Annotated in this window: 20 protein-coding genes; 13 read left to right on the forward strand and 7 right to left on the reverse strand. The window is 36.2% G+C overall.

Annotated features, from left to right (window positions below):
• Together ACSHWW_RS10465 and ACSHWW_RS10470 are read left to right on the forward strand one after the other, a co-directional pair.
• A partial coding sequence (locus ACSHWW_RS10465; protein WP_435682403.1) for a hypothetical protein occupies positions 1-209 on the forward strand: 209 nt, incomplete at its 5' end.
• Complete coding sequence (locus tag ACSHWW_RS10470) at positions 206-1,375, forward strand: GlmU family protein (protein ID WP_435682404.1); 1,170 nt, start codon at positions 206-208, stop codon at positions 1,373-1,375. The genes ACSHWW_RS10465 and ACSHWW_RS10470, both read left to right, overlap by 4 nt.
• Here the strand turns inward: ACSHWW_RS10470 and ACSHWW_RS10475 are convergent.
• On the reverse strand, positions 1,372-1,773 hold the full coding sequence (locus ACSHWW_RS10475; protein WP_435682405.1) for a lipocalin family protein: 402 nt from the start codon (positions 1,771-1,773) through the stop codon (positions 1,372-1,374). The two genes, ACSHWW_RS10470 and ACSHWW_RS10475, sit on opposite strands and share 4 nt — an antisense overlap.
• A gap of 99 nt (positions 1,774-1,872) precedes the next feature.
• On the opposite strand from ACSHWW_RS10475, the gene ACSHWW_RS10480 reads away from it, so the two are divergent.
• Positions 1,873-4,254, forward strand: coding sequence for a zinc-dependent metalloprotease (locus ACSHWW_RS10480; RefSeq protein WP_435682406.1), 2,382 nt, complete (start codon positions 1,873-1,875; stop codon positions 4,252-4,254).
• A 4-nt stretch (positions 4,255-4,258) separates the two neighbouring features.
• Here the strand turns inward: ACSHWW_RS10480 and ACSHWW_RS10485 are convergent, their stop codons facing one another.
• Together ACSHWW_RS10485 and ACSHWW_RS10490 are read right to left on the reverse strand one after the other, a co-directional pair.
• Complete coding sequence (locus ACSHWW_RS10485) at positions 4,259-4,852, reverse strand: hypothetical protein (protein ID WP_435682407.1); 594 nt, start codon at positions 4,850-4,852, stop codon at positions 4,259-4,261.
• Positions 4,853-4,902: 50 nt separating this feature from the next.
• Entirely contained in the window at positions 4,903-6,495 is a 1,593-nt protein-coding gene (locus ACSHWW_RS10490) for an ABC transporter substrate-binding protein (protein ID WP_435682408.1), read from the reverse strand.
• Positions 6,496-6,974: 479 nt separating this feature from the next.
• On the opposite strand from ACSHWW_RS10490, the gene mtaB reads away from it, so the two are divergent.
• Complete coding sequence (mtaB, locus tag ACSHWW_RS10495; protein WP_435682409.1) at positions 6,975-8,294, forward strand: tRNA (N(6)-L-threonylcarbamoyladenosine(37)-C(2))-methylthiotransferase MtaB; 1,320 nt, start codon at positions 6,975-6,977, stop codon at positions 8,292-8,294.
• Positions 8,295-8,399: 105 nt separating this feature from the next.
• Here mtaB and ACSHWW_RS10500 read toward each other — a convergent pair whose 3' ends face one another.
• The 3 genes from ACSHWW_RS10500 to ACSHWW_RS10510 form a co-directional block, all read right to left on the reverse strand.
• Complete coding sequence (locus ACSHWW_RS10500; RefSeq protein WP_435682410.1) at positions 8,400-9,197, reverse strand: chorismate synthase; 798 nt, start codon at positions 9,195-9,197, stop codon at positions 8,400-8,402.
• A gap of 1 nt (position 9,198) precedes the next feature.
• Positions 9,199-9,669: an energy transducer TonB gene (locus ACSHWW_RS10505; RefSeq protein ID WP_435682411.1), complete on the reverse strand. Its 471-nt coding sequence runs from the start codon at positions 9,667-9,669 to the stop codon at positions 9,199-9,201.
• Between the two features lie 249 nt (positions 9,670-9,918).
• On the reverse strand, positions 9,919-10,698 hold the full coding sequence (locus tag ACSHWW_RS10510; RefSeq protein WP_435682412.1) for an energy transducer TonB: 780 nt from the start codon (positions 10,696-10,698) through the stop codon (positions 9,919-9,921).
• A gap of 51 nt (positions 10,699-10,749) precedes the next feature.
• Between ACSHWW_RS10510 and aroC the strand changes: the two genes are divergently transcribed.
• The 8 genes from aroC to ACSHWW_RS10550 all read left to right on the forward strand — a co-directional run bounded on the left by aroC (position 10,750) and on the right by ACSHWW_RS10550 (position 20,289).
• Positions 10,750-11,814 (forward strand): chorismate synthase, encoded by a 1,065-nt coding sequence (gene aroC / locus ACSHWW_RS10515; RefSeq protein WP_435682413.1) that lies wholly within the window; start codon positions 10,750-10,752, stop codon positions 11,812-11,814.
• 31 nt (positions 11,815-11,845) lie between these two features.
• Positions 11,846-13,297 carry a dicarboxylate/amino acid:cation symporter gene (locus ACSHWW_RS10520; protein WP_435682414.1) on the forward strand — a complete coding sequence of 484 codons (1,452 nt, stop codon included), beginning with the start codon at positions 11,846-11,848 and terminating at the stop codon, positions 13,295-13,297.
• A gap of 102 nt (positions 13,298-13,399) precedes the next feature.
• On the forward strand, positions 13,400-14,926 hold the full coding sequence (locus tag ACSHWW_RS10525) for a hypothetical protein (protein WP_435682415.1): 1,527 nt from the start codon (positions 13,400-13,402) through the stop codon (positions 14,924-14,926).
• Between the two features lie 2 nt (positions 14,927-14,928).
• The gene (locus tag ACSHWW_RS10530; RefSeq protein WP_435682416.1) at positions 14,929-15,807 is read left to right on the forward strand and encodes a hypothetical protein; all 879 of its coding nucleotides are present in this window, start codon (positions 14,929-14,931) and stop codon (positions 15,805-15,807) included.
• A gap of 119 nt (positions 15,808-15,926) precedes the next feature.
• A complete protein-coding gene (gshB, locus tag ACSHWW_RS10535) occupies positions 15,927-16,958 on the forward strand; it encodes a glutathione synthase (RefSeq protein WP_435682417.1) in 1,032 nt (343 codons plus the stop codon).
• Entirely contained in the window at positions 16,951-17,787 is an 837-nt protein-coding gene (locus tag ACSHWW_RS10540; RefSeq protein ID WP_435682418.1) for an N-formylglutamate amidohydrolase, read from the forward strand. The genes gshB and ACSHWW_RS10540 overlap by 8 nt, the downstream gene beginning before the upstream one ends.
• Positions 17,762-18,943, forward strand: coding sequence for a flavohemoglobin expression-modulating QEGLA motif protein (locus ACSHWW_RS10545; RefSeq protein WP_435682419.1), 1,182 nt, complete (start codon positions 17,762-17,764; stop codon positions 18,941-18,943). The genes ACSHWW_RS10540 and ACSHWW_RS10545 overlap by 26 nt, the downstream gene beginning before the upstream one ends.
• On the forward strand, positions 18,943-20,289 hold the full coding sequence (locus ACSHWW_RS10550) for a hypothetical protein (RefSeq protein WP_435682420.1): 1,347 nt from the start codon (positions 18,943-18,945) through the stop codon (positions 20,287-20,289). Before ACSHWW_RS10545 ends, ACSHWW_RS10550 begins: the two co-directional genes overlap by 1 nt.
• 106 nt (positions 20,290-20,395) lie before the next feature.
• On the opposite strand, the gene ACSHWW_RS10555 is transcribed toward ACSHWW_RS10550, so the two are convergent.
• Positions 20,396-24,157, reverse strand: coding sequence for a transglutaminase domain-containing protein (locus ACSHWW_RS10555; RefSeq protein WP_435682421.1), 3,762 nt, complete (start codon positions 24,155-24,157; stop codon positions 20,396-20,398).
• Between the two features lie 137 nt (positions 24,158-24,294).
• Between ACSHWW_RS10555 and ACSHWW_RS10560 the strand changes: the two genes are divergently transcribed.
• Positions 24,295-24,897 (forward strand): PhnA domain-containing protein, encoded by a 603-nt coding sequence (locus ACSHWW_RS10560; protein ID WP_435682422.1) that lies wholly within the window; start codon positions 24,295-24,297, stop codon positions 24,895-24,897.
• Positions 24,898-25,040 lie beyond the last annotated feature (143 nt).

Consider the following 25,040-nt stretch of genomic DNA (forward strand, 5'->3'; position numbering starts at 1 on the left):
CCAACTCACCAACTCACCAACTCACCAACTCACCAACTCACCAACTCACCAACTCACCAACTCACCAACTCACCAACCCAGCAACCCAAAACCTAACAACCCAAAAACCCAACAACCCAAAACCTAACAACCCAAAAACCCAACAACCTAAACTACCTAAACAATCCAAAATCTCTACCTTTGCAACCGCAAAACATTACGTCCCATGAACTACATTCTAGCCGACTTTAATAAACACAAAGCGCTGTTACCTTTTACTTATACTAGACCAACAAGTCTTATACGCTGTGGAATACTGACATTAAAAGAGAAATGGGAACAACGACTGGATTCCAAAGTGAGTTTCTTGACTGAGGACTATTTACAAACCAAATATCCTTTGCAAGAGACTGATGATAATGTAGTTATCGCAGGTCATCTTTTTGCTACAGATGAACTTTGTCAAGCAATTAACGCTTTAAATCTAGGCCAGAAGTTGGTTTATAACGATCAGATCATCGCTTATCGCGCTGCTGCAGTTCATACACCAACTATTGAATTAGAACAAGTTCTTTTTGAAGGTGATTGTGATGGAATTGATAACACTTGGGATATATTTTCAAAAAATGGAAAAGCTCTAGAAGCAGATTTTGAACTTGTTACTAAAGGAAGAACAAGCCAGCCTATTCCAGATAATGTTCAAACTATAAATCCGGAACGTATTTTTATTGAAGAAGGCGCCGTTTTAAACTTTGCGATTCTTAACGCGAGTAGCGGTTCTATCTATATAGGTAAAGATGCTGAGGTCATGGAAGGCAGTATTATCCGTGGTGGATTTGCTTTGCTAGAACACAGTGCAACTAAGTTAGGAACTAAAATTTATGGACCGACAACGGTAGGACCACATTCTAAAGTAGGTGGTGAGTTGAATAACTCAGTGATTTTTGGATATTCAAATAAAGGTCACGAAGGTTTCTTAGGAAACAGCGTGCTAGGCGAGTGGTGCAACATAGGAGCAGATTCTAATACCAGTAACCTCAAAAACAATTATGCTGAGGTAAAACTATGGAACTATGAAACTGGCCGATTTGCAAAAACAGGTTTACAGTTTTGCGGTCTCATGCTAGGCGATCATTCTAAATGTGGAATTAACACCATGTTCAATACAGGAACAGTAGTAGGTGTAAGTGCAAATATTTATGGTGCTGGATATCCTCGTAATTTCCTTCCTTCCTTCAATTGGGGCGGACCACAAGGAAACATGACTTATAAGACTAATAAGGCTTATGAAGTAGCAGATGTGGTTATGAAACGACGTGGTTTATCTCTGGAACAAATAGATATCGATATTCTTGATGCGGTTTTTGAAAAGACAGCTGCTTACAGAAAGGACTAGTTGATTTTTCTATATCGAGTCATACAAGGCTCAAAACAAGGATAAGTTATTTCTAGAGCACTGCCTATAATATCATAAGTTATAGGTAAATTAGTTGTTCCACAATTACCATTAATAGTTTGGTCTACAGCATTATAGGTGCCACTTGTGTTGGATGTAGATGTAATGGATAAATCACAAACAGTACCGTTTGAAGTAAATCCACCGTTAGCGTCAAATGTAATGGTTTTACTACTAGTTACTGTTTGAAACGTACCGCTACCATCACCAGGATCTGCTAGAACTTCGGTAAGTTTCCAGGTTCCTTCCAGATCATAATCGAGAATATTCCCAGGATCATCACTCGTGTTACAACTTATTAATAGCGACGTAAAGACAAAAAAGATAAAATATTTCATAGCTGTTTTTCTAATAGATGCACGACTTCAAAAATAGTTGCTTTTCAACTAGTAACAAACTTCGTTCAGTTTCTTAACTTGTGGCTTCAATAGAAGATCATGAAAAGAATTATTTATATATGTGCATTGGTGTTGTTTCATTCCGCTTTCGCGAAAGCGCAATCCACACCATCTCAACAAGAATTTAAAGGCTACTATAATTTCACATACAGCGAGGATAAAGCCAGTATACTGCTAGAAGTTAAAGAGTTAGATAAAGAATTCCTCTACGTTCACTCATTAACTACAGGATTGGGATCCAACGATATAGGATTAGATCGTGGACAATTAGGCGATGGAGTTGTCGTAAAATGGGTGAAAAGCGGTAATAAATTATTGCTCCTGCAGCCCAACTTAAAATACCGAGCAAGTAGTGATAATGAGAAGGAACGCGCTTCTATCAATCAGGCATTTGCAAAGTCTGTGTTGTATGGTTTTGAGATTAAGGAAAAGAAAAATGATGCCTACATCATAGATATCACCTCATTTTTAATGGAAGATGCACATGGCGTTGCGCAAACGCTCAAACGTAAAAAAGAAGGTACTTATAAACTAGATAAATCTCGCAGTGCCTTGTGGATGGAAAACACAAAATCTTTTCCTAAGAACAGTGAGTTTGAAGCCATGCTTACTTTTAAAGGAACACCTACAGGACGTAACCTAAGAAGCGTCGCACCAGACGCCAGTTCTATAACCGTTATACAACATCACAGTTTTTTAGAGTTGCCAGATGCTGGTTATGAACCAAGACCATTTCATCCTCGTAGCGGTTCGTTTTATGTAAGTTATATGGATTACAGCACACCAGTTTATGAACCTATACAAAAACGATTTATTACCAGACACAGACTAGAGAAAAAGAATCCTGACGCTGCCTTAAGTGAACCAGTAGAGCCTATTATTTATTACTTAGATCCTGGAACGCCAGAGCCAGTGCGCAGTGCGTTACTCGATGGAGCCAGCTGGTGGAACACGGCATTTGAAAGTGCAGGATATAAAAATGCGTTTCAAGTAAAAATGTTACCCGATGGAGCAGATCCTATGGATTTGAGATATAACGTGATTCAATGGGTACACCGCAGTACTCGTGGCTGGAGTTATGGTGCGAGCATTACAGATCCTCGTACTGGAGAGATTATTAAAGGACACGTGAGTTTAGGAAGTTTGAGAATACGTCAGGATTTTATGATTGCTCAAGGCATGATGAAAGAACCCTTTAAGAATGACGATCAAAACCATCAATTAATGATGGAAATGGCGCTCGCACGCATCAGACAGTTAGGTGCACATGAAGTTGGTCATACTCTAGGGTTTGCCCACAACTTTGCAGCAAGTACTTCAAATAGAGCTAGCGTAATGGATTATCCACATCCACAGTTTGAGATGGTAGATGGTAATATCTCTTTTGAAAATGCTTATGCTGTAGGAATGGGCGCTTGGGATGATTTAACGGTGCAGTATTCTTATGGAAACCCAACCACAACGCAAACCGAATCCCAATATTTAGAAAGTATTATTGATAAAGCAAGTTCTCAAAATTTAAGATTCATATCAGATAGTGATTCTCGAGCAGCTGGTGGTGCTCATGCGCAAGCTCATTTATGGGATAATGGTAGGGAACCTGGAGTAGAACTCGATCGCATGCTGGAAATGCGTCAAGTAGCTATGAAACAATTTAGTATTCATAATATAAAAACTGACGAGCCATTAAGTGTTCTGGAAGATGTGTTTGTACCGGTTTATTACGGACATCGCTATCAAGTAGAAGCAACAGTAAAGTGGATTGCTGGAATGGAATACAATTATGCCACAAAAGGTGATCCTGTTGAGATGAGGTATTTATCTAAACAAGAACAAAATCGTGCACTACAAAGTCTTTTAAAAACACTAGAAGCTCAACATCTTGCAATACCTCAATCATTGTTAGAAACATTTCCACCTAGAGCTTATGGATATGGTAGAGGCAGAGAAAGCTTTAAAAGCGAGGTAGGAGTAGCTTTTGATCCGTTACATGCTGCTGCCAGTAGTGCCGATATGACTTTGAGTTTCTTATTACATCCGCAGCGTGTGAATCGATTAGTGCAAATTAAAGCTTTGCAACCTGAAAATTTAGGTTTAGAAGAAGTATTGAATTCAGTTACAAATCGAGTATTTAAATCTGTTGGGACATCTAGTTATGCAACAGCCATTGAGCAACGCGTACAAGAACGATTAGTCATGCAATTAATAAACGCTCATGTGAGTTCAAGCACTAATATGGCTGCCAAAGGAATTATAAGAACACAACTTATCACTATTGATAAAAAGCTTAAGAAATTAAAAACACCACAAGCGGCTGAATTGCGTGCTCAAATTGAAAATTATTTTGAGAATCCTAAAGATTTTAAAGTAGTGACCTTACCTAGTTTACCCGATGGAAGTCCTATTGGTTGTGGTGAATAGGAAGTTATTTACGTTCTAATTCGTAAATCAATTTTATAAGTTTAACTCTATTTTTTCCAGATTTCATCCAGTGTGGTAATTTTTCAATCATTGTCCATCCTGTTCTACCATTTTTTTCTCTTATATCTGCAGAAATATATTGCTTTAAGTATTCTAAATGGTCATAATTATATGCCCAAAACTTATTTCCTTTAAAATTAGCAGCTAGCCATAATGGCAAACCAAAATAATTATCTGAAGGTTTACCATTGCTTTCAAATATCCATTCAAGACTTACATTTCGTGGTGAATAATTCTCAGTTGCACCACAATTGGTACATTTAATTGACATGGATTCCTTTTTCCTATTCACATTAGGTATAAATACGTTCAGTTCAAACGCGCAATTTGGACAATTTTGATTTATGAGGACTTCGTAAGATTCTTTTCTACCTTTTTGTGAATGAAAACAACTTGGGCATTTTAAAGTTCTCTGAGAGTAACTACTCACATGAATATCTTTAGAAACAAATGCTCTATTTTGACATTTAGGGCATTCGACTAGAATTTCATTTTCAAAATGATTAAGTCTAAAATTTTTATCTTGGAATCGATTCATTGTTTTAATTTGAGCAATATAATTCGCAGTAAAAGTAAAGCTGATTGAAATCACTCACTCTTCCTAACTCTAGCCAAATCCAACATATTCACTGCATTAGTTTCTAGTCCGGTGACTTTCTTACTTATAAAACGCACGCTTTCATCATAGTAAAGCGGTACGATAGGCGCTTCATTAATGATGATGGAGTCCATTTGAATATAGAGTGCTTTGCGATCTTCGGCGTTGGGTAAACTTAAAGCTTGTTCATAAAGCTGGTCGTAGGTTTCGTTTTTAAAATGTGTGTAGTTAGGACCGTTAGGTGAGAAGTTCTTAGAATATCCTAGCGATAAATAATTCTCCGCATCGGGATAATCGGCGATCCAGCTGGAGCGGAAGATATCGAGTTTTCCTTCACTACGGTTTTGGCGTAGGGTAGAAGGTGGCATGACTTCTACACTCGTGGTGATTCCTATTTTCTCAAGTTCTTTCTGGATGAATTCACACAAATCGAGATAGTTGGCACCTGTGGTGATCGTAATTTCAGGATTGGTATCTCCAGTTTCTGTGATGTATTGTTTTACTAATCGTTGCGCTTCATTAATGTTATATTCATAACCTTTTACCACGCCACCTGCTGGTAATCCTGCCGGAATGAGTCCGCTGGTGGCAGGGATTCCTATGTTGTTGCGTAGGTATTTGATCATTTTTACTCGGTCAAAACCTTTGTTTATAGCTTGTCTCAGTAATTTACTTTGTAATTCTGGTGTGTTGCTATCGAGGTATAATCCTAAGTATTCCGTATTGAGAAACGGTGCTTTAATGAGGTTGGTAGTGGATTCATATTTAGGCTTGAGTTCGCCAGTTGTAGTCAGTAACTCGTCTTTATAACTGGGATCGATGGCATTTATAAAATCTAAATTTCCTTGAGCATATTCTAGGAATTCACTTTGCTTATCACTTTTAAAAGTAATGGCAACCGCTTCCAGATAAGGTAAGGCGTTTCCAGCATCATCTTTTTCGTGATAGTTAGCATTTCTACGCAATACCATTTTTACATTTTCTTCCCAGCGTTTGAGATAAAAAGGACCAGTTCCCACAGGATTAGAACGGAATTCATTTCCAAAATGTTCCACAGCTTCAGGCATCACTACACTACAATATTTCATCGTGAGCAATCCAAGAAATGCTGGGAAAGGTTGTTTTAAATGTATGATAAGAGTTTCAGCATCTGTTGCCTGTATTTCTTTCACATGCGTCATGACCCAAGCGCCATTTGAGGCTACGGAAGGATCACTTAAACGTTCTAAGGAATATTTAAAATCTGTTGCGGTTACTTTTCTCGCTTTTGCAATAGAGTTGTTCTCATGAAAATAAACATCTTCTTTAAGCTTAAAAGTATAAATCAGAGCATCTTCAGAAACGTTCCAAGAACTTGCCAAATCAGGAACTACTTCAAGATTTTTATCCAGCTTGACCAACCCATTATAAATCAAATTACAAGCCCAGATATTACGCTGATCTTTTGCAAATGCAGGATCTAGTGTGGTAATATTTGCATGCTCGTTATATCTAAAAACGGTACTATCGTCGATGACCAAATCATCATTACGGCAACTAGATGCGAGTAGAATTAAGATAATAAGGTAACCGTATTTTATCATGATGTAAATATAAAGTAATCCTTAATTAGGCACTTGAAGCGAAATCTTCAATTCATGTAAACGTATGATTATTTTACTTGTCATGCTGAACGACGTTTCAGCATCTGCCAGTCGTGGAAACCTATCCTTATTCTTAGTCCTTTACCAAAGTAATAATTATAAAATATATTTTATTCTAATGAAGAAACCTACCCTTTAGGGTTAGGGAAATGGTTTCGGTGTTTTAATTTACTGTAGATCCATTTGTCGATCTTTTCTGGCGGAATGAATTCCGCCGCTTGGAATGTCGTTTGTCGCCTGTAGCGTTGTTTCTTTATGCGGAATGAATTCCGCATAAGCCATTAAATTATTTGACAACTTACAAATTCACCGCTCACCAACTCATAGCTCACAAACTCACCGACTCACAAACTCATAGCTCAAAGACTCAACGACTCACATATAGTTATTATCTTTGCAAACTATTTTTAAAGAGATAAATGTCTACAGAAACGGCTACAAAATCGGTTGCATTTTATACACTAGGTTGTAAACTCAACTTTAGTGAAACCAGTACTATTGCTCGTAATTTTGAGCAAGAAGGTTTTGAACGTGTAGATTTTGAAAAACGTGCAGACATCTATGTGATTAATACTTGCAGTGTTACTGAAAATGCTGACAAGCGTTTTAAATCCATCGTTAAGAAAGCGCAACAAGTGAATGAAGATGCGTTTACCATAGCCGTAGGTTGTTATGCACAATTAAAGCCCGAAGAACTGGCTGCTGTTGATGGAGTAGACCTAGTTCTAGGAGCAACAGAAAAGTTTAAAATCACCGATTATCTCAATCAGCTGAGTAAAGAAGCACCTACTCAAATTCATTCCTGTGAAATCGATGAAGCCGATTTTTATGTAGGTTCCTATTCCATAGGAGATCGTACTCGTGCTTTTCTAAAAGTTCAAGACGGCTGCGATTATAAATGTACCTATTGCACGATTCCATTAGCAAGAGGTATTTCACGTAGTGATACGCTAGAAAATGTGATGGAAAATGCTCGATTGATATCAGAGCAAGGAATTAAGGAGATTGTGCTTACTGGTGTGAATATAGGAGATTACGGTAAGGGCGAATTTGGTAACAAACGTCACGAGCATACCTTTTTAGATTTAGTTCATGCACTGGATACGGTTAAAGGAATCGAGCGACTTCGCATTTCTTCTATTGAGCCTAACTTATTAAAGAACGAAACTATTGAATTTGTTTCAGGAGCAAATGCTTTTGTGCCTCATTTTCATATTCCGTTGCAAGCTGGTAATAATGAGTTGCTCGGTAAAATGAAACGACGTTATAATCGTGAGTTGTACTCAGACCGTGTTTCTAAAATAAAAGAAGTAATGCCCGACTGTTGTATAGGTGTGGACGTGATTGTAGGTTTTCCAGGAGAGACTGATGATCATTTTCTAGACACTTATAATTTCTTGAGCAGTCTTGATATTTCTTATTTGCACGTGTTTACTTATTCAGAACGTGATAATACTGAGGCAGCAACTATGGAAGGCGTGGTACCCAAAAAAGTACGCGCTAAACGTTCCAAAATGCTACGCGGTCTGTCTGTTAAAAAACGACGTGCGTTTTATGAAAGCCAATTAGGGAAAACTAAAACCGTTCTATGGGAAGCAGAAAACCGAGAAGGTTTTATTCATGGCTTTACTGAGAATTACGTAAAAGTAAAAACCTACTGGAATCCAGAATTAGTGAATGAATTGCAACAAGTCACTCTGGAGTCGATCGATGAAGATGGACTGGTGAGAATTGTATAAAATGTTTTTAGCAATGCCTTTGTATTCAGGCAGCTTTCGCGAAAGCATATAAAAAAGCCCTTTTCTATAACAGAAAAGGGCTTTTTTATAAAGAACACTTTGCGATTAATTAATCGTAAAAGCAGTTAGTTCTTGAGTTGTTAAAACACTTGCGCTTTGCGGTACTGGTAAGTTAACACCTAGTGCAGAGAAATCTGCTAGTGAATAATCTAATTGATTGTCAGACTTAATCAATCCTACGTCCTGTGCCCAGTAATTATCTACTACGATAACGTCTTGATTCTGTGGTTGTAAAAGATTAATTGTTTGTGTGATAGGACCTATAGAAATTTCAGTGCTTATGCTTACATTAATTATCAATTGCGAGTGCAACACATTTGAATAGGTGCCAGAAGGAACAGTCATGGTCGCAACGTTTGCCTTTTGAACAGTAGTTGCTACATAATTAATATCTAAATCATAGCTGTCTATAGTTTCTGTGAACGTTCCTGATGTGGAATATAATTCACTACCATTACTTGCATTTTGATCATATAATACACCATCAACGATATCTATGGAAAAGTCACCTACACCTTGAAAATCAAATCCTAAAGTACCATTTCCTATAAGTTGACCGTTTGCAGCAGTTAATTCACCACTAGATAGTACGCCTGTCATTAATCCATTAGGCACTGCAGGATTTGCTGTAAGAGTATAATTTGAACCAGATACAGAACTTACCGTTAAGTTATCGTTTGTCACTGTTGTTCCTGTTACCACATCATAATCCCAAGAATTATTTGTAGTTAATGGAAGATAGCTGAAGTTGTTGCCTCCACCATTACCGCCATCATCAGTGTCAGTACTACAAGCTGTTAAGGCAATTATAGCAATAAAGGCTAGAGATATTTTCTTGAACATATTAATTATTTTGAGAAGATGAAGGTTGAATGATCCCTATTGCACTTTTCTTAACAGTTGGAGCATAAACAATAGGTAGCGTGTAAGTCACGGCAACTTTTTTTCCATCTTTAAGAGTTCCAGGAGACATTTGAGGTAATTCAGATATTAATCTAGTTGCCTCAGCTTCTAACATTTTATTTGTGCTATTTGCAATTACATTTTCTATGTTACCGTCAGCACTAATTGTGAAAGTTACAACTACTTTTTGACGCGTAGTTATGTTTCCTAGGCTACTCGTTTTTAAATTGTCAGTAACAGCTTTAGAAACACTTTGAGTAAAGCAATCCTTATCATGATTATCACATCCTGGGTAAGTAGGTGCGTTATCAACTTGAGTAAATCCAATTTCTTGATCTACCATAGCGGGATTGTTCTGTGCCATTGCAAATGTTGCAACAAATAAAGCACTTAATAAAAATATATTTTTCATGGGTTTTATTTAAAGTATAAAGGTAAGTTTTTTTTAAAGCATTCATTTATAAATACAATACTGTGATTATTTTTAAGATTAACAGCTTGAAATAATCGGTAAACGTTTATGTTCAGGTGGATTGAGTTTTTAAATTCAAGTCACATGGAGCATAAATCATACCATCAAATCTATTAATGAAAATGGAATCATTTATAGCTTTATAGTAATTATGTAATGAGCTTTATAAATGCATATTTTGACTCTTATTTAATTCACTGCAAATCTGATAGGAACAGTGTAAGGAACACTCACATTTTTTCCATCTTGACTTCCTGGTATAACCTTAGGTAATTGTGCCATCACGCGATGTGCTTCTAAATTTAGAAATTTGTTTTTACCAGTAGCATTGATCTCGCTGATATTTCCGTCTTCATCTATTTTATAGTTTACATAAGATCTTATAAATCCTGTGTAATTAGTGACTTTGGCAATTTCAACATCTATGGTCCTCATAATATGACGAGCAACACCTTGAGACATACATTTAGTCTGAGCTTCTTTTGCTATGGACTCACATCCAGGAAATACAGGCACGTTTTCTATGACTTTAATAGCGTCTTTAAACTCAACAGAATCTTTTACTATTTCTGTTTCTCTATTGATAGGTTTTTTGATTTCATTATTAATGGTCATTAATTGCTCAGCGCGACGTTTTTCCTTAGCACTGGAATTGGTTGCATTAATAATGGATTGGTACATCTCATTTGCTTCGTCTTTTTCGCCCATGACTTGAAGAACCATTCCTCTATAACGTTGAGCAGTATAGTCGCCGTCGTTTACATTAAGTGCAATCATTCTATCTAGATTGAGAAGTGCACTTGGGTAATTTCTATTCCCTAGGAGTTGATGTACATCTTCTAGAAGAGATGCTTTTTGCTCATATTCAGTAGGTTCTGATTTTTTAGCGCGTTTAGAAATCGTAGATTTTTGAGTGCCACAGGATATAAAAAGGCAAACTAAGAATGTAAAGAGTATCGTTTTTTTCATTGTTCTAATTTGAAGTCAAAGTTATGAATATGTCTAACTATATTTGTGGATATGGCAGGAAATACATTTGGGACTTTATTTAGACTCACTACTTATGGTGAATCTCACGGCATTGCAATAGGTGGCGTTATAGATGGTTGTCCAGCAGGATTGCAGCTGGATATGGATGCGATTCAAAAAGAGCTCGACAGGCGCAAACCTGGACAGAGCAAAATAGTTACACAACGCAAAGAATCAGATACGGTTCAATTTCTATCTGGAATCTTTGAAGGTGTAACTACTGGTACTCCTATAGGTTTTCAAATCATCAACGAGAATCAGAAATCAAAAGATTATTCACACATTAAGGATACCTATAGACCTAGTCACGCAGACAAAGTGTATGATGACAAGTACGGCATACGTGATTACCGCGGTGGTGGACGCAGCAGTGCTCGAGAAACCGCTTGTAGAGTATTGGCTGGAGCCATTGCAAAACAATTGTTGTCTTCTTTTAAAATCACGGCTTTTACCAGTAGTGTTGGTGATTTATTTCTACATAAACCCTACCAGGATCTTGATTTTAACGAGATTGAAAATAATCCTGTAAGATGTGCTGATTCCGCTTTCGCGAAAGCGTGTGAAGAAAAAATAATGCAAGTAAGAAAAGCAGGAGATACCATAGGCGGCACGATTACCTGCGTGATCCAGAATGTTCCAAGCGGTCTGGGAGAACCGGTATTTGATAAACTCCATGCAGATCTTGCTAAAGCGATGCTATCTATTAACGCTGTAAAAGGATTTGAATATGGTAGTGGTTTTTGCGGTGCAAAGATGAAAGGTAGTGAGCACAACGATCTATATAATGAAGATGGCAGCACGCACACTAACTTGAGTGGTGGTATTCAAGGTGGAATTTCAAACGGAATGGATATTTACTTTAGAGTAGCCTTCAAACCAGTGGCGACCTTAATTCAAGATCAAGAAACCATTAATAGCGCTGGAGAGAAAGTCATTATGCAAGGTAAAGGAAGACATGATCCGTGTGTGGTGCCACGCGCAGTGCCTATTGTAGAAGCAATGGCGGCACTCGTTATGGCAGATCATTTTTTAAGAGCAAGAACGACAAGATTATAAATATTATATTACAGCATATTTAAAATATTACATGAAAAAACTAGCATTACACTGGCAAATATTAATTGGAATGGTTCTGGGAATCGGTTTTGGAGTTTTAATGACTCAAATCGAATGGGGACAAGAAGAGGTTCTACTTAAAACGATAAAGGAAACTTCTCAAGTTATTCATAAAGAAGTGAATGGAGAGTTAGTTGCTGTTAATGATATAACTCAAGAAAAGAAAGTTTACATCACTCGAGCTAAGCATTTTATAAGTCGATGGATTGAACCTTTTGGGACCATTTTTGTCAACTTATTGAAATTGATTGCGGTACCGTTGATACTTGCTTCTTTAATTAAAGGAATTTCTGATTTAAAGGACATTGCAAAATTCCGAAATATGGGAATACGCACCATTGTAATTTATATCGCTACAACTGTAATAGCAATTACAGTAGGATTAGGATTAGTGAATCTATTTGCTCCTGGAGAAGGAATTTCCAAAGAAACGATTGCAAAATTGAGTTCTACTTATGAAGGCAATTCTAATATAGCTGGAAAACTTGCCACCGCAGCACAAACCAAAGACGCAGGTCCATTACAAGCGCTGGTAGATATGGTGCCTAGTAATGCGGTAGAAGCTATGGCTAATAATAGTTTAATGTTACAGGTTATTTTCTTTGCTATTTTCTTAGGTATTTCTATGTTGTTAATAGGAGAGAAGAAGGCTAAAGCGTTGAAGAAATTCTTTGATAGTTTGAATGACGTAGTTCTTAAAATGGTAGATTTAATCATGCTTTTTGCACCTTATGCAGTATTTGCACTTTTAGCAAACGTAGTCGTGAGTGCCGATGATCCTGAGGTTTTACTCGCGTTACTTTATTATGCTCTAACGGTAGTCGCTGGATTATTAATTATGATTGTGATATACTGTTTGATTTTTGCGCTGTATGTGAAGAAATCACCTTTCTGGTTTTTACAAAAAATTGCACCTGCACAATTACTTGCTTTTTCAACGAGTTCAAGTGCAGCAACATTGCCAGTAACTATGGAACGTGTTGAAGAACATATGGGCGTAGAGAAAGAGGTCTCTAGTTTTGTACTGCCAGTAGGAGCAACTATAAATATGGATGGAACGAGCTTATATCAAGCCGTTGCGGCTGTGTTTGTTTGTCAAGCATTAGGAATTCCACTAGATTTAAGTGCTCAATTAACGATAGTTTTAACCGCTTTGCTCGCCTCAATAGGTAGTGCTGCAGTGCCAGGCGCTGGAATGGTAATGCTTGTGATTGTTCTAGAATCTATTGATTTCCCGAGCGAGTTGTTGCCTGTTGCACTAGCACTCATATTTGCGGTAGATCGACCGCTTGATATGCTACGTACTACGGTAAATGTAACTGGTGATGCTACAGTAGCGTCAATTGTAGCTAAATCTTTAGGGAAATTTGGTAAACCTCATGTGGAGAACTGGGATGATAACCTTGACGATGTAACTTCTTAAGGTTATGTTAATAATATGTTAGGTAGTTGGTCGAATTTCAGGTTGTAATCGTCAATTTAATCACAATAATGTGATAGTTTTGATTCCCTTAAATTTCAATCAATGAGCGTTTTACGTTTTTTTCTGTTCCTCCTTTTCTCTGGTCTTATGAGTGCTCAGGTAGGAATAGGAACTGACACACCAGATCCTGCGGCTGTTCTTGATGTTAATTCTGAAATCAGTACTGGTGTTTATGGCGGCTTGAAGTTGCCTACGGTATCACTAGCGCAACGCTCTACAATTGCAACACCTATTCCTGATGGTCTCATGCTTTATGTTGTAGATGGATCTACACGTTGCGTACAGATTTATGATGGCAATAGTAGTTCGTGGATGAATTTTTATTGTATGAATAATGTACCCGAAGCATCATCAGTGGCTATAACTGGTGCTTTTGAAGTTGAGGAGAACCTAACTGGTACCTACACTTATTCAGATGTTGAAAATGATCTAGAAGCTACATCAACTTTTCAATGGTATCGCGCCGATGATGCCGCTGGAACTAATCTAACTCCTATAGCTGGTGAAACCAGTAATACTTATACCTTATTACCTGCCGATGCTGGTTTTTATATCGCTTATGAAGTAACACCTATCGCCGCTACAGGTTCAATTAATGGATTACCAGTTTTAAGTACATTCAATTTAGTGAGCTATAAAGACGTTGAAGTTAATTTTAATCAACAGAGTCAAGTCATTACTGAAAATGCGGCAAATGATGATGTTCAACTTTCGTTTTCTTTGAGTAATACAAGTTATAGTTCTATTACACTCACCATTACAGCAAATGATTATTCACGATTAGATGAGACAACATCGGCAACGGTCATTATTCCTGCAAATGCAACATCTCCTTACACAACAACTGTTGCGCCTTTTAATGTAAATGACAATGCAGCGATTGACGGAACTGCAAACATTACTTTTACGATCACAGCAATTTCTGGCGGGACGGGAACAACAACAATAGGAGTAACTAATACAGACACCTTACAGATTAATGATGATGATGGTGTACCAGTATTATTAGCTATACAAGACTTTGAGGTAACTCCAGCATCACCTACACTACCTTTGACTATTAATAATGCAGGTGCCTATCAAACAGGAACTGCTAGAGGAACTGCGGCAAATCAAGATACGTTTATAGGAGCAAGAAGTTATGGTTGTAATAATGATTTAGTAGATTTAGATTTAGGTCCAGTAGATGCCTCAGCTTACACAACAGCAACGTTACAATTTCAATTAGGATCATATTCTTATACTACAGGTAATGGTGCCGATGCTGCGGATTACATAGCTATTTATATAAGTACAGATGGTGGAGCAACTTTCTCCTATGAGTTAGATATATCAGGAAATAGCAATGCTAGATATGATTTAGGTGTGACCACTGGATATTCTCTTGTATATGATGGAGATAATGTAGGAGTTTCTGTAACAACACCAACTTTGGGAGCTGGATATTCTGATATTGAAATTACAGGTATACCAAATAGTAATAATTTGGTGGTAGGCTTTTTAATTGAAAATAATTCGGCAGATGAGTTATGGGTGATAGATAATGTGGAAATATATGGTAATCCGTAATTATGAATAAATCCTTTTCATTGTTATTATTGTTTTTATCACTGTTGGTTAATGCCCAAGTTGGTGTGAATGAAAGTTTACCTGATGCCGCAGCTGCATTAGATATCAATTCACAAATGACTATGAATTATGGAGGACTAAAATTGCCTGTGGTTAACGCTGCACAAAAAGCTCAAATTCCTGTTAGCTCTACTAGTGATGGAATTATGATCTATGTGAACTATGGCACGAGCAGTTGTTTAGAAATATATGATGCCTTAAACATGGATTGGCAACAAATTAGATGTTCTACTGTAGGTCCTACAACTTTATACTCTGAAGATTTTAATAGCTATTCTAGCGGCACTGGAATCGATGGTTCTGGTAATTCTGGAGATTATCCTGCTGGCGTATCTAAATGGACACTTACCGACTTAAATAATACAATTTCAAGTGGTGACCATGCTTACACTCAATCTGGATTGTTAGAGGCAAATGATACTAACGGTCCTATTCAACTTGAAACACAACTCATCAATATTTCTGGTTATACAGCCATATCTTTTAGTGTTGATTTAAGCGGTGCTGGACCACTAGAATATGACACTAGTCTCCATTCTACAGACGCCACAAATGTACTTAACGATTATATTAACGTAGAATATTCTATAGATGGAGCACCATTCACTATTATAGCTGATTTTAACGGCAATGGAACCATTCATCATACACTTGTAGCTCATTATGCTGCTGCAGGTTCTGGAACGGCACCTTTTTTTCCAAATGAAACGGTGACGCAGTCAGGATTAAACGGTAGTTCCTTATCAATTAGGATTACTTTACAGAACTGGGCAAGTGATGAGTTCCTTTATATTGATAATATTATAGTTACTGGTATATAGCGCCTAAGATTTATCATTTCAATAAATACTCTCATGAGTAGTGAGATAAATCTTTATTCATCAATTCCTTTCTCACTTTTTCTTCTTAGTTTTAAACTTTACCAACTAAAAACTAAAACATGAACATTTGTTTTATCATGTATCCTTGGGAAGAGATACAACCAGAACACGATTCTACACTAGCCATCATTCATGAATGTGTAAAACGTGGACATAAAGTCGCTGTTGCAACTCCAGCTAACCTTACCATAAGAGACAGTATTGCTTATGCTTTTTCTAGCGTGATTAAGAAAATGGATAAAGTGCCTGCTATGTTCAAATCGTTTTATAAACAAGCCGAGCTTACTGAGAAAATGTTGCCTCTCGCAGGTTTTGACGTGATCATGATGAGGGCAAATCCGCCACTGGATCCTATTGCGTTGAATTTTCTCGACTCTGTTAAAGATGATGTTTTTATAGTAAACGATATTGAAGGACTACGTGAGGCAAATAATAAGCTCTACACAGCTTGTTTTGAAGATCCTAATAATGAGATCATACCAGCTACACACGTATCTAAGAATAAAAAGTATCTCAAGAGTGTCATAAGAGATAATCCTAAAGATCGCATGATAATGAAACCACTGAATGGTTTCGGTGGTAGTGGAGTGATTATGATTGAAAAAAATGCCATGCATAACGTGAACTCGTTACTCGATTTTTATATCGATAACAAAGATGGAACGACTAATTATGTCATTCTTCAGGATTATATAGAAGGAGCAGACCAAGGAGATACTCGTATTTTATTATTAAATGGAGAACCTATAGGTGCTGTAAAACGAGTGCCAGGAACTGAAGATCATCGCTCTAACATAAGTGCTGGTGGATCTTTTCAAAGACACCAACTCACTAAGGCCGAAAAAAATCTTTGTAAAAAAATAGGTCCCAAGCTCGTAAAAGATGGACTTTACTTTGTAGGGATAGATGTTATAAACGGAATGCTGGTTGAAGTAAACGTGATGTCTCCAGGCGGCATCACTTACATTAATAAAGTATCAAAAGTAAAGTTGCAGATAAAAGTGGTGGACTTTTTTGAAGAAATTGTGGTAGAAAAAATCCATGCTGTAGAGCGACGTGATAAATTAAAAACTTCTATTAGAAATGCTTAAACTAAGTATTCAACAAATGCTGGATAAAATCGAGCGTGAAGAGCGATTTCATGCGGTATCTAGCGATTACTCATTTTCTATTAAAATAGATACTTACGTGCCTTATGTATGCGCCGCGGTGCATGATGGACACCATTTTAATAAGGAGCTTTGGGAAAACTGTTGGCATACCGAGCATGACCGTTGGTATGAAGAAGATCCATGCACGGGCGACATGATTTCTGGATTGCCTATAACTTTAATAGCACACGATTCTCGATTTGAATACGACTTGAACCGCGATCCTAAGGATGCTATTTATGAAACGGCATGGGGCAAGAAGTTGTGGAAGGAACCGCTTTCGCGAAAGCATAAAGAACAAGCTCTAGAGAAACATCATAATTTTTATAGAGTTGTACTCTCATTGATGGTTAAGCTTGAAGAAATGTTTGGTACCACGGTATTTTATGACATGCATTCTTACAACTGGAAGCGATGGGAAAGAGAAGTACCAGTCTTTAACATAGGCACTAAGAATGTGAATCAGGAAAAGTACATACACGATATCAATCAATGGCAAGAAATTCTAGATAAAATAGAATTGCCTATAGAACAAAAAGTAACTTGTGGAGTAAACGATGTGTTTCAAGGAAATGGTTATTTTTTAAAATATGTCACGGCAAACTCGCTAAACACACTAGTCCTAGCAACTGAGATCTCAAAAATTTACTGTGATGAATATACAGGCGTGGTTTATCCCGAAGTAGTGCATGCAGTAAAAGACCAATTCAAATATTATATCCAAGCTCACGCACATAGATTTTATGAAAGACATCAACGTATTGCATAACAGTTTAAATCCCAGTCATGCTGCGATACATGATATCGATGCAAACGTACATAGACTGGTGCGCAATATTGAGTTGCTGGCTTATATCAATCCTCTTAATATTGCTCAAGAACGCAAATTATTCTTTAAGGAAAAGTTCAATTATGAACCAGTATTTAACTATCGTAAAGTAAAATTTAAGCCTTATAAACTGCATCGTTTATTCTTTTCTCAACGATTAGAACGTATTGAGGATGAGTCTATTCAAAGTCTTTACAAAGATGTGATTTATACCTATAGCGGTTTAGTACAGTGCATAGAAACCATAAAAGAACCTAGCAATAAGTTTTATTTCAATAGTTTAAGGTTTTTTGGGACACCTACAGAAAAAATGGTGGAAAATGCTAAGTTCATTTTACATCATCAAGTTCCTGATAGTGAGAAAGAGCTTTTTAAAAAGTCACTCACTACACAAGATGCGATAGACTACTTTACAAACTTTAAATCTCAATACGGATTTGATTTCTCCATAAAGTTAAGTACAGCCATGAGTGCAGCGGCTATGGTTTCAAATAATGAGCAAACGCTGTATTTAAAAAAGAATCACAAGTTTTCTCAACATGAACTAGAACTCCTAGCGCACCATGAGGTAGGAGTACATCTGGTCACTACTTTTAATGCTATAGAACAACCACTTAAAGTTTTTAGCAATGGATTTCCTAACAACGTAGAAACTCAAGAAGGACTAGCCGTAATGTCAGAATATTTAAGTGGGAATTTAACCATTACCCGTTTAAGAGAGCTTGCTTATCGCGTCATAGCAGTAGACTCGTTAAATAAAGGCTATTCATTTGCAGACACCTTTGACCTTATTCACGGGCAGTATAAATTAAATAAAGAAAAAGCCTTTAACATCACCTTACGTGTGCATCGTGGCGGTGGTTTTACTAAAGATGCACTTTATTTATCGGGACTTAAAAAAGTTTATGATTTATATAGTAATGGAACATCGTTTGATCCAATTATGATGGGTAAATGTTCTATAGAATATACTCCTATAGTTCAAGAATTACTTGCTCAAGGTCTAGCTACTAGTTCTAAGTACACTTCACATTCTTTAAAGTTGGAAAGTGAAGTAAACCCAACAGTTGATTTTATCTTAAAGAATTTAAAGTAATGAGGTATTTTATATGGAGTGCTTTATTGAGTGTATTTATTTTAAACGCTCAAGATAGGATTGAGGTTGATTTAACCTTTGAGTATAATGATGAATTGACTTACTATGAAGATATCGGTATAGGGCCATTAGGATTAGAAGTTCCTACTACTCTTGAATCCTTGGAAGAAGGTTATCTTCCTTTTAATGGTTTTCAATATGTACAGTGGTATGATTATAAAGCTCCTATTCACCTAGAAGAAGGAGATTCTTTTATTACCGTTCTAGGAAAGAACTTTAACGAATATGAATATTATTATACCGGTGAAAAAGGCGCCATTAAAAATAATTATTTACTAAGCCGTCATAGAGAATTAAATTCCTTAGAAGCTGACTCCACTTTTATTCAAGCAAGTCAAGAAAAAGCTCAGGTGCTTATTCTTCAAAAGAAAGACAGTTTATTGAATGTAGTTAAAGCACTTTCTTTATCAGAACGTTTTTTAGAGGATGAAAATAAGTTTTGGGACTACTATACCGCTTATCATCAGGTGTTTCACAAGCAACTACGATCCGCTGACTTAGATTATAGCACCGTGAGTTTAAGTGATTTTCCAGAGTTAGATTATGATATAGAAGAAGATCATTTTAATTATAAAAGATATTTAGATTTAGGTGTTGCTTATTATTTCAATAAAATTTCACAGCTGAATACCTATGAAGAAATGAGAGATGCATTCAAGAAAATAGACTCTAAATCTATGCGATGGTGTTTACGAGATGTCTTTCAAGATCTTGTGCTTAAAAGAGATGAGCGCAGTGAAGTTTACATGAAACTTGTTGAGCGATTTTCTTATTCTCCTCATCATTATCAAGAAGCAAAAAATGTATTTAATAAGAGAAAAAGATTATCTGTAGGAGATGAATTTCCTATTCCTAAGGTTACCGATTTTTTTGAAAAAGAAATTGACTTAGAAAAGGCAATAGGTAGAGGTGCGTATTTGTTTATTTATACCGCAAAAGACAAAAATCTGGATGAGAATTTCTTAAAGTGGAATCAGTTTTATGTAAATAACAAAGGTAATGGCTCTCGATTCATTACGATAGGTCTAGACATTGATCAAAGTATATCAGTCTTTAAAGATTTTTTCTTAACCTCTCAGATTGCAGGTTCTCATTTACGTACTACAAGCAAACAATCTAGAAAGTTTATTTATAATTTAGGTTTAGCTTACGGACCATTCATTGTTGAGGTAGATGAAGACTGGAATATCCATGATTTCAATGTAAAGCACTCATTTAAGACTTCAAATATGCTAAGTCCATTTCCTTCTGCAATACCTTGGAAACCTCAGTTAGGTGCTTATTAGATTTCTATCAGTAAGAATACTTTTTTTAGGGTAGCTTTCGCGAAAGCGTATAAAAAAAAGAGGCCACGTAAATCATGACCTCTTTATTAAGAATAGATAACAGAGTTTATTTGTATGCTAAGTACTGTTCTCTAGTTTCAATTACTGATTGTACAAATGCTTTAAATTCAGCATATTCTGAAGCTTTAATGTCTTCTAGACTAGGTTTAGAAACTATGATTACTTCAATCTTATTAGGTGCAAGTTCTTTATAGTTAATACTGTAACGGTGTTTCTTATAATTCAGTTGCTTGCTTTCAGGTACTTCTATGAATTTTTTCCCTTCTTCTAACTCGATGGTGATGTGCTCTGTATAAGAATTTGTGTCTTCATAATCTCTGTAAAGAATGTCGTGCTGGCGATTGTCCTCTTCAATAATCCCTTGCGTGTAAGGCACTGAGAATAGAGGTAACTGGAAGGTTTTCATTTTCCCTATAGAACCTGGTTTAGATAACAAGTTCAACTCAGTTTCTACAACAATACCGTCGGCAGTGTGATTGTAAGTGGCGTTTACAATCTTATCTACATCAAAAGTTGCTGTAGAACGATTTTCTAGAAAGGACTTAAGGTTGTCTTTTTTAAGTTCTTCATTTTCTTCGTCAGCCAGGCTGCGCAAGTATGCAGCGGTACTTCCTTTTAAATCTGTATTAAGTTTTGCTTTAAAATCATCATTATTAATAGTGATATGAGCTGTAGTATTGTATTGACTCAAGGCAGTTGAAGCATTTTCAAGTATAAAAAGGTCATTTGTGACTTTATCCTTATTCTCATAAGGAATTTCTAAACCTATGGCGTGGTTCAATGATCCTGGAATAGATTTATAAGGTAAATACTTGTCTGTTAATTCAAGGAATTGGTCTTTTCCATCAATTTTAGTCTTAACGATACAGTGATTAAAATCTCTCGATGGTAGTTTTAATGCGTTCTCACCATAGTCTGAGGTAAGTATAAGCACTAGGTTTGCTTCTAGATCACTCATAGATGCAAGTGTCACAAATAGAGTAGAGAAGTCCTTACAATCGCCTAGTTTAGACTTGATTGTTTTAGATGGTTTTTGAGGAACATATCCACTTTGCTTGAAACTCACGTAACTATAAGTAAACTCGTCTGTGATGTAATCGTAAATGGCTTTGGCTTTTTGATCGTCTGATTTTCCTTGATGACCATTAGGGAAGATAGTTTTATAAGCTTCCTTAACTTCATCTTCTATTTCTATCTGACTACGTACCAGGTCTGAATACCATTCTGAGATTACTTTCCAGTCTTGTAAAGTGCTTATATGAATGTGCTCTGATTGATCTACCAAGTTTTTCATGTAATCCTCGGCCAGTTCTATAGCATTTACATTTTTCATGCTCCATTCATAAGTTTGCATGCCGTCTGTTTTATACTTCTTAACCGGAATATCTCCATTTACCACTTCGTGATATAGAGGTTTATCACTTTCAGTAATTACTCGTAGGTTATATTGCTTAATAGGATGATAACCTCTTACATTATAAACATTATCATAATCTTTATAGAACCTACCATAAGTATAATATTCTGTTTCATAATCCAGATAAACAACATCGCCTATTTCTAGATTGTTGAACACCATGCTTGAACCGCTGCGTTCTGCAGGTTCAATACTGTTGTCTTTCTTTACAATTTCAGATTTAGTCACTACGTAGTTTCCACCTAGACCTAAGTCATATTCTTTAATGGATTCAATTCCATTTAAAGTAGTGACTTCATAAATCATAGTACCATGGTAACGTACTCCACCACGTCTGTAAAGCATTAGATTATTTTCTTCAAGAAGTATATTAAGTCCGTAGTCGTTTTCCATACCGCTATTACGAGACTTTTCTATGTATTTATAGTGATCCTTAGTCTTGATTTTTTCCATAGGATCTGTGATTCCTTTTAAATCATAAACCTTGCGACGCAACGATAAATCAGATAGACTACGGTCTAACTTTTCCTCATACCACTTGATAGCTTCTTTCTTGTTTTCTAGTTTTAAATAAGTATCACCCATTAAGGTACGCAGTCTTAATGCATCTGGATAGTTCTTTAATCCTTGATTGATAAGTTCTAGTGATTTCTCGTATTTCTTATTCTCATTATAGACGTAAACCATTCTTTGTAAATAGCTGTTGAAAAAGTCATATCTCAATAGGTTGGATTTGAGGATAGCTTCCCATTCTTCTTTACGGTTTTCACGACTATAAATACCTGATAATTTGTTTACGATGTACCAGGAGAAGTACTTCTCATTTGCTTCAGTTAAGATTTGCTCGTAGCGTTTCTCATCATTTAAAATAGAATTATAAAATCCAGCATAAGTCGCTAATCCTTTTACAGTCGTTCTTTCATCTTTAATTAAACGATCTAGAATTTTCTCAGCTTCTTTTTCTTCTTCATTACGCAGTGCTACAAATAAATTACACACTTCTTTAATGGTGTTCATGTTTGTTGCAGCTTGTATTTCAGCAATTTTCTTTCTGAATTCTGTTTGATCCAGTTTCATGAGCTTTTCAGTGTCTGCAAATTCTAGGATGAGCGATTGATAATAATCTGGATCATTTTTCATCATGTTTTCCATGACTTTAACGGCCTCATCACTTTGATCACTTTCTGAGTAAGCATTCATTAACATGGTATTCAATAAAGAACTTTGAGGATATTTTTTCAGTTGTTCTTTAACCATAGGAATGGTTTCTTTATAACGAGCATTATGATGTAAACTATGGTACAAACCATAGAAACTTAAAAAGTCATTAGGATTGCTTTTCAATTTGTTCTTGAAAAACGCTTCCATCGGGTGCACGCGCGTTACCGTGTTTACACTGGATTCAGTTCCTTTTTTATAGGATTTATTATTGAGGTCATTACCTAGCGATAGTAATTTACCATCAGTATCCATAAATCTTGCGATGTAATATGGAGAACCGCTTGAGGCACTTTTAATTAAAAGTCTATTTGTTCCAGCGTTTAAAGTAACTTCAATCTGGTGTGCATCTAACTCTGCACGCACGTCTTCTTTATCTTCTAGAATCTCGACGTCATTAAGAAAAACCTTAATGATACCACCACGACCTAAATGCAATACAGCACGTTGTTCTTTGTCGGACTGGATAAAGGTTTGTGCATAATTGATTTTATTTCCATATTCATCATGGTTAGAAAAATCCTTATAAGGACTCATAGAATTCTTAGGCGCCACATACCAGTTTACGATACCATTTCCATTAGTATCAAAACCAGTACTTGTCGTTGCTTCATTTTCAGGAGCATAAGTAATATTTAATCCACTGTCATTTAAGTTTTCAAATGGACCTACGTGTTCCCAATTATTAATGTTTTTAATGGAAGCTACTAGTTCTTTTTGGCCATCAAAATCTCTTACAGCCTCAGCATGAATACTTTTCATGTAGGTATAAGCACTTTCTAAACTGCTGTCTTTAAATTCTGGAGTTTTAATTTCCTTAAACCTTCTTAAATCTAAAGGTGAAAAACCTTGACTTTCATATTCTGAGAATAAAAATGTCTCATGCCAAGAAGCAAATAGATAAGGCTCAAAATTGGGCTTTGTCAATAAACCTTCTAAGTAATTAAAGCCATTTGCAATATCACCATTCTCTTTGAGGACGATTTGTTTTAAGTAATAATTTTCTACATCGCTTTCATCTAATTTCTCAGATAGTTTGAGAGCTTCCGCTCGCTTGTTCTGTAGAAGTAAGTCAATGACTTTCTCCGATTTTTGAGCACTTACCTGAGTTGAAAATCCTAAAATTAATAGGATTATTAAGGATTTGAGCATTACAATTTTCTTTCCCTGCATGAAAATATATTAAGGATTTATAAAGAGTACAATATAATCCATACTATTAATGTGTGAAAGCACTCGCAAGAAGTTTTTTACAAAATATCATGGAACTTGTTCAGGTTTTCTACCTTTGCAATTCCTAAAAAATAAACATGTCAGATTTACTTAAACAATTACAAGACCGATCCAATAATGCTTGCGAACTTTGTGCTGCAACAGATTCACTCGAGCAAAAAGTAGGACTGGCCGTTTATGAGGTTCCAGAATCTCCTAAGAATGTAAAAGACATTAGTATTCTTGCCTGTAATACTTGTAGAGAACAATTAGAAGATGAAAGTAAAGTGGACCCAAATCACTGGCGCGCTTTAAATGACTCTATGTGGAGTACAGTGCCTGTTGTTCAAGTGGTCGTTTATAGAATGCTAGACCAATTAAAAAATGAAGGCTGGCCTAATGATCTTCTAGATATGATGTACTTAGAAGACGATACAAAAAATTGGGCTGAGGAAGGAATCCAGCGTGGTCCTAAAATAATTCATAGAGATGTAAATGGTAACATTTTGCAGCGTGGAGACAGCATAGTTATTATTAAAGATCTTCAAGTAAAGGGATCAAGTCTTATTGCAAAACGTGGTACTGCGGTACGCAATATCTCGTTAGTCCATGATAATGCAGATCAAATCGAAGGTAAAGTAGGACCTACGCAAGTGGTACTTTTAACACAGTTTGTTAAGAAAACTTCTGGGGACGAATAGGTTTTAGTCCGCAGTCCTTAGTCCACAGTTTGCAGTCTATAATACATAATATTTTAAAGAAATTGAATTTCCGCACTTGATGCGGAAACTGCTGTAGCAACCTCAATCTATAATTATAATTTAAGCTGAGATTTATTGCAACT

The sequence above is a fragment of the Nonlabens sp. genome (assembly GCF_051251825.1).
In the GTDB taxonomy this organism is placed as follows: domain Bacteria; phylum Bacteroidota; class Bacteroidia; order Flavobacteriales; family Flavobacteriaceae; genus Nonlabens.

What these genes read in the sequence shown, in the direction of transcription:
- ACSHWW_RS10500 (WP_435682410.1), bottom strand. Translation starts at nt 9,197, where the DNA reads ATGTTCAAGAAAATATCTCTAGCCTTTATTGCTATAATTGCCTTAACA.
- ACSHWW_RS10485 (WP_435682407.1), bottom strand. Translation starts at nt 4,852, where the DNA reads ATGAATCGATTCCAAGATAAAAATTTTAGACTTAATCATTTTGAAAAT.
- ACSHWW_RS10550 (WP_435682420.1), top strand. Translation starts at nt 18,943, where the DNA reads ATGAGGTATTTTATATGGAGTGCTTTATTGAGTGTATTTATTTTAAAC.
- ACSHWW_RS10545 (WP_435682419.1), top strand. Translation starts at nt 17,762, where the DNA reads ATGAAAGACATCAACGTATTGCATAACAGTTTAAATCCCAGTCATGCT.
- ACSHWW_RS10480 (WP_435682406.1), top strand. Translation starts at nt 1,873, where the DNA reads ATGAAAAGAATTATTTATATATGTGCATTGGTGTTGTTTCATTCCGCT.
- ACSHWW_RS10560 (WP_435682422.1), top strand. Translation starts at nt 24,295, where the DNA reads ATGTCAGATTTACTTAAACAATTACAAGACCGATCCAATAATGCTTGC.
- ACSHWW_RS10555 (WP_435682421.1), bottom strand. Translation starts at nt 24,157, where the DNA reads ATGCAGGGAAAGAAAATTGTAATGCTCAAATCCTTAATAATCCTATTA.
- ACSHWW_RS10490 (WP_435682408.1), bottom strand. Translation starts at nt 6,495, where the DNA reads ATGATAAAATACGGTTACCTTATTATCTTAATTCTACTCGCATCTAGT.
- ACSHWW_RS10530 (WP_435682416.1), top strand. Translation starts at nt 14,929, where the DNA reads ATGAATAAATCCTTTTCATTGTTATTATTGTTTTTATCACTGTTGGTT.
- ACSHWW_RS10510 (WP_435682412.1), bottom strand. Translation starts at nt 10,698, where the DNA reads ATGAAAAAAACGATACTCTTTACATTCTTAGTTTGCCTTTTTATATCC.
- mtaB (WP_435682409.1), top strand. Translation starts at nt 6,975, where the DNA reads ATGTCTACAGAAACGGCTACAAAATCGGTTGCATTTTATACACTAGGT.
- ACSHWW_RS10475 (WP_435682405.1), bottom strand. Translation starts at nt 1,773, where the DNA reads ATGAAATATTTTATCTTTTTTGTCTTTACGTCGCTATTAATAAGTTGT.
- gshB (WP_435682417.1), top strand. Translation starts at nt 15,927, where the DNA reads ATGAACATTTGTTTTATCATGTATCCTTGGGAAGAGATACAACCAGAA.
- ACSHWW_RS10470 (WP_435682404.1), top strand. Translation starts at nt 206, where the DNA reads ATGAACTACATTCTAGCCGACTTTAATAAACACAAAGCGCTGTTACCT.
- ACSHWW_RS10525 (WP_435682415.1), top strand. Translation starts at nt 13,400, where the DNA reads ATGAGCGTTTTACGTTTTTTTCTGTTCCTCCTTTTCTCTGGTCTTATG.
- ACSHWW_RS10505 (WP_435682411.1), bottom strand. Translation starts at nt 9,669, where the DNA reads ATGAAAAATATATTTTTATTAAGTGCTTTATTTGTTGCAACATTTGCA.
- ACSHWW_RS10540 (WP_435682418.1), top strand. Translation starts at nt 16,951, where the DNA reads ATGCTTAAACTAAGTATTCAACAAATGCTGGATAAAATCGAGCGTGAA.
- aroC (WP_435682413.1), top strand. Translation starts at nt 10,750, where the DNA reads ATGGCAGGAAATACATTTGGGACTTTATTTAGACTCACTACTTATGGT.
- ACSHWW_RS10520 (WP_435682414.1), top strand. Translation starts at nt 11,846, where the DNA reads ATGAAAAAACTAGCATTACACTGGCAAATATTAATTGGAATGGTTCTG.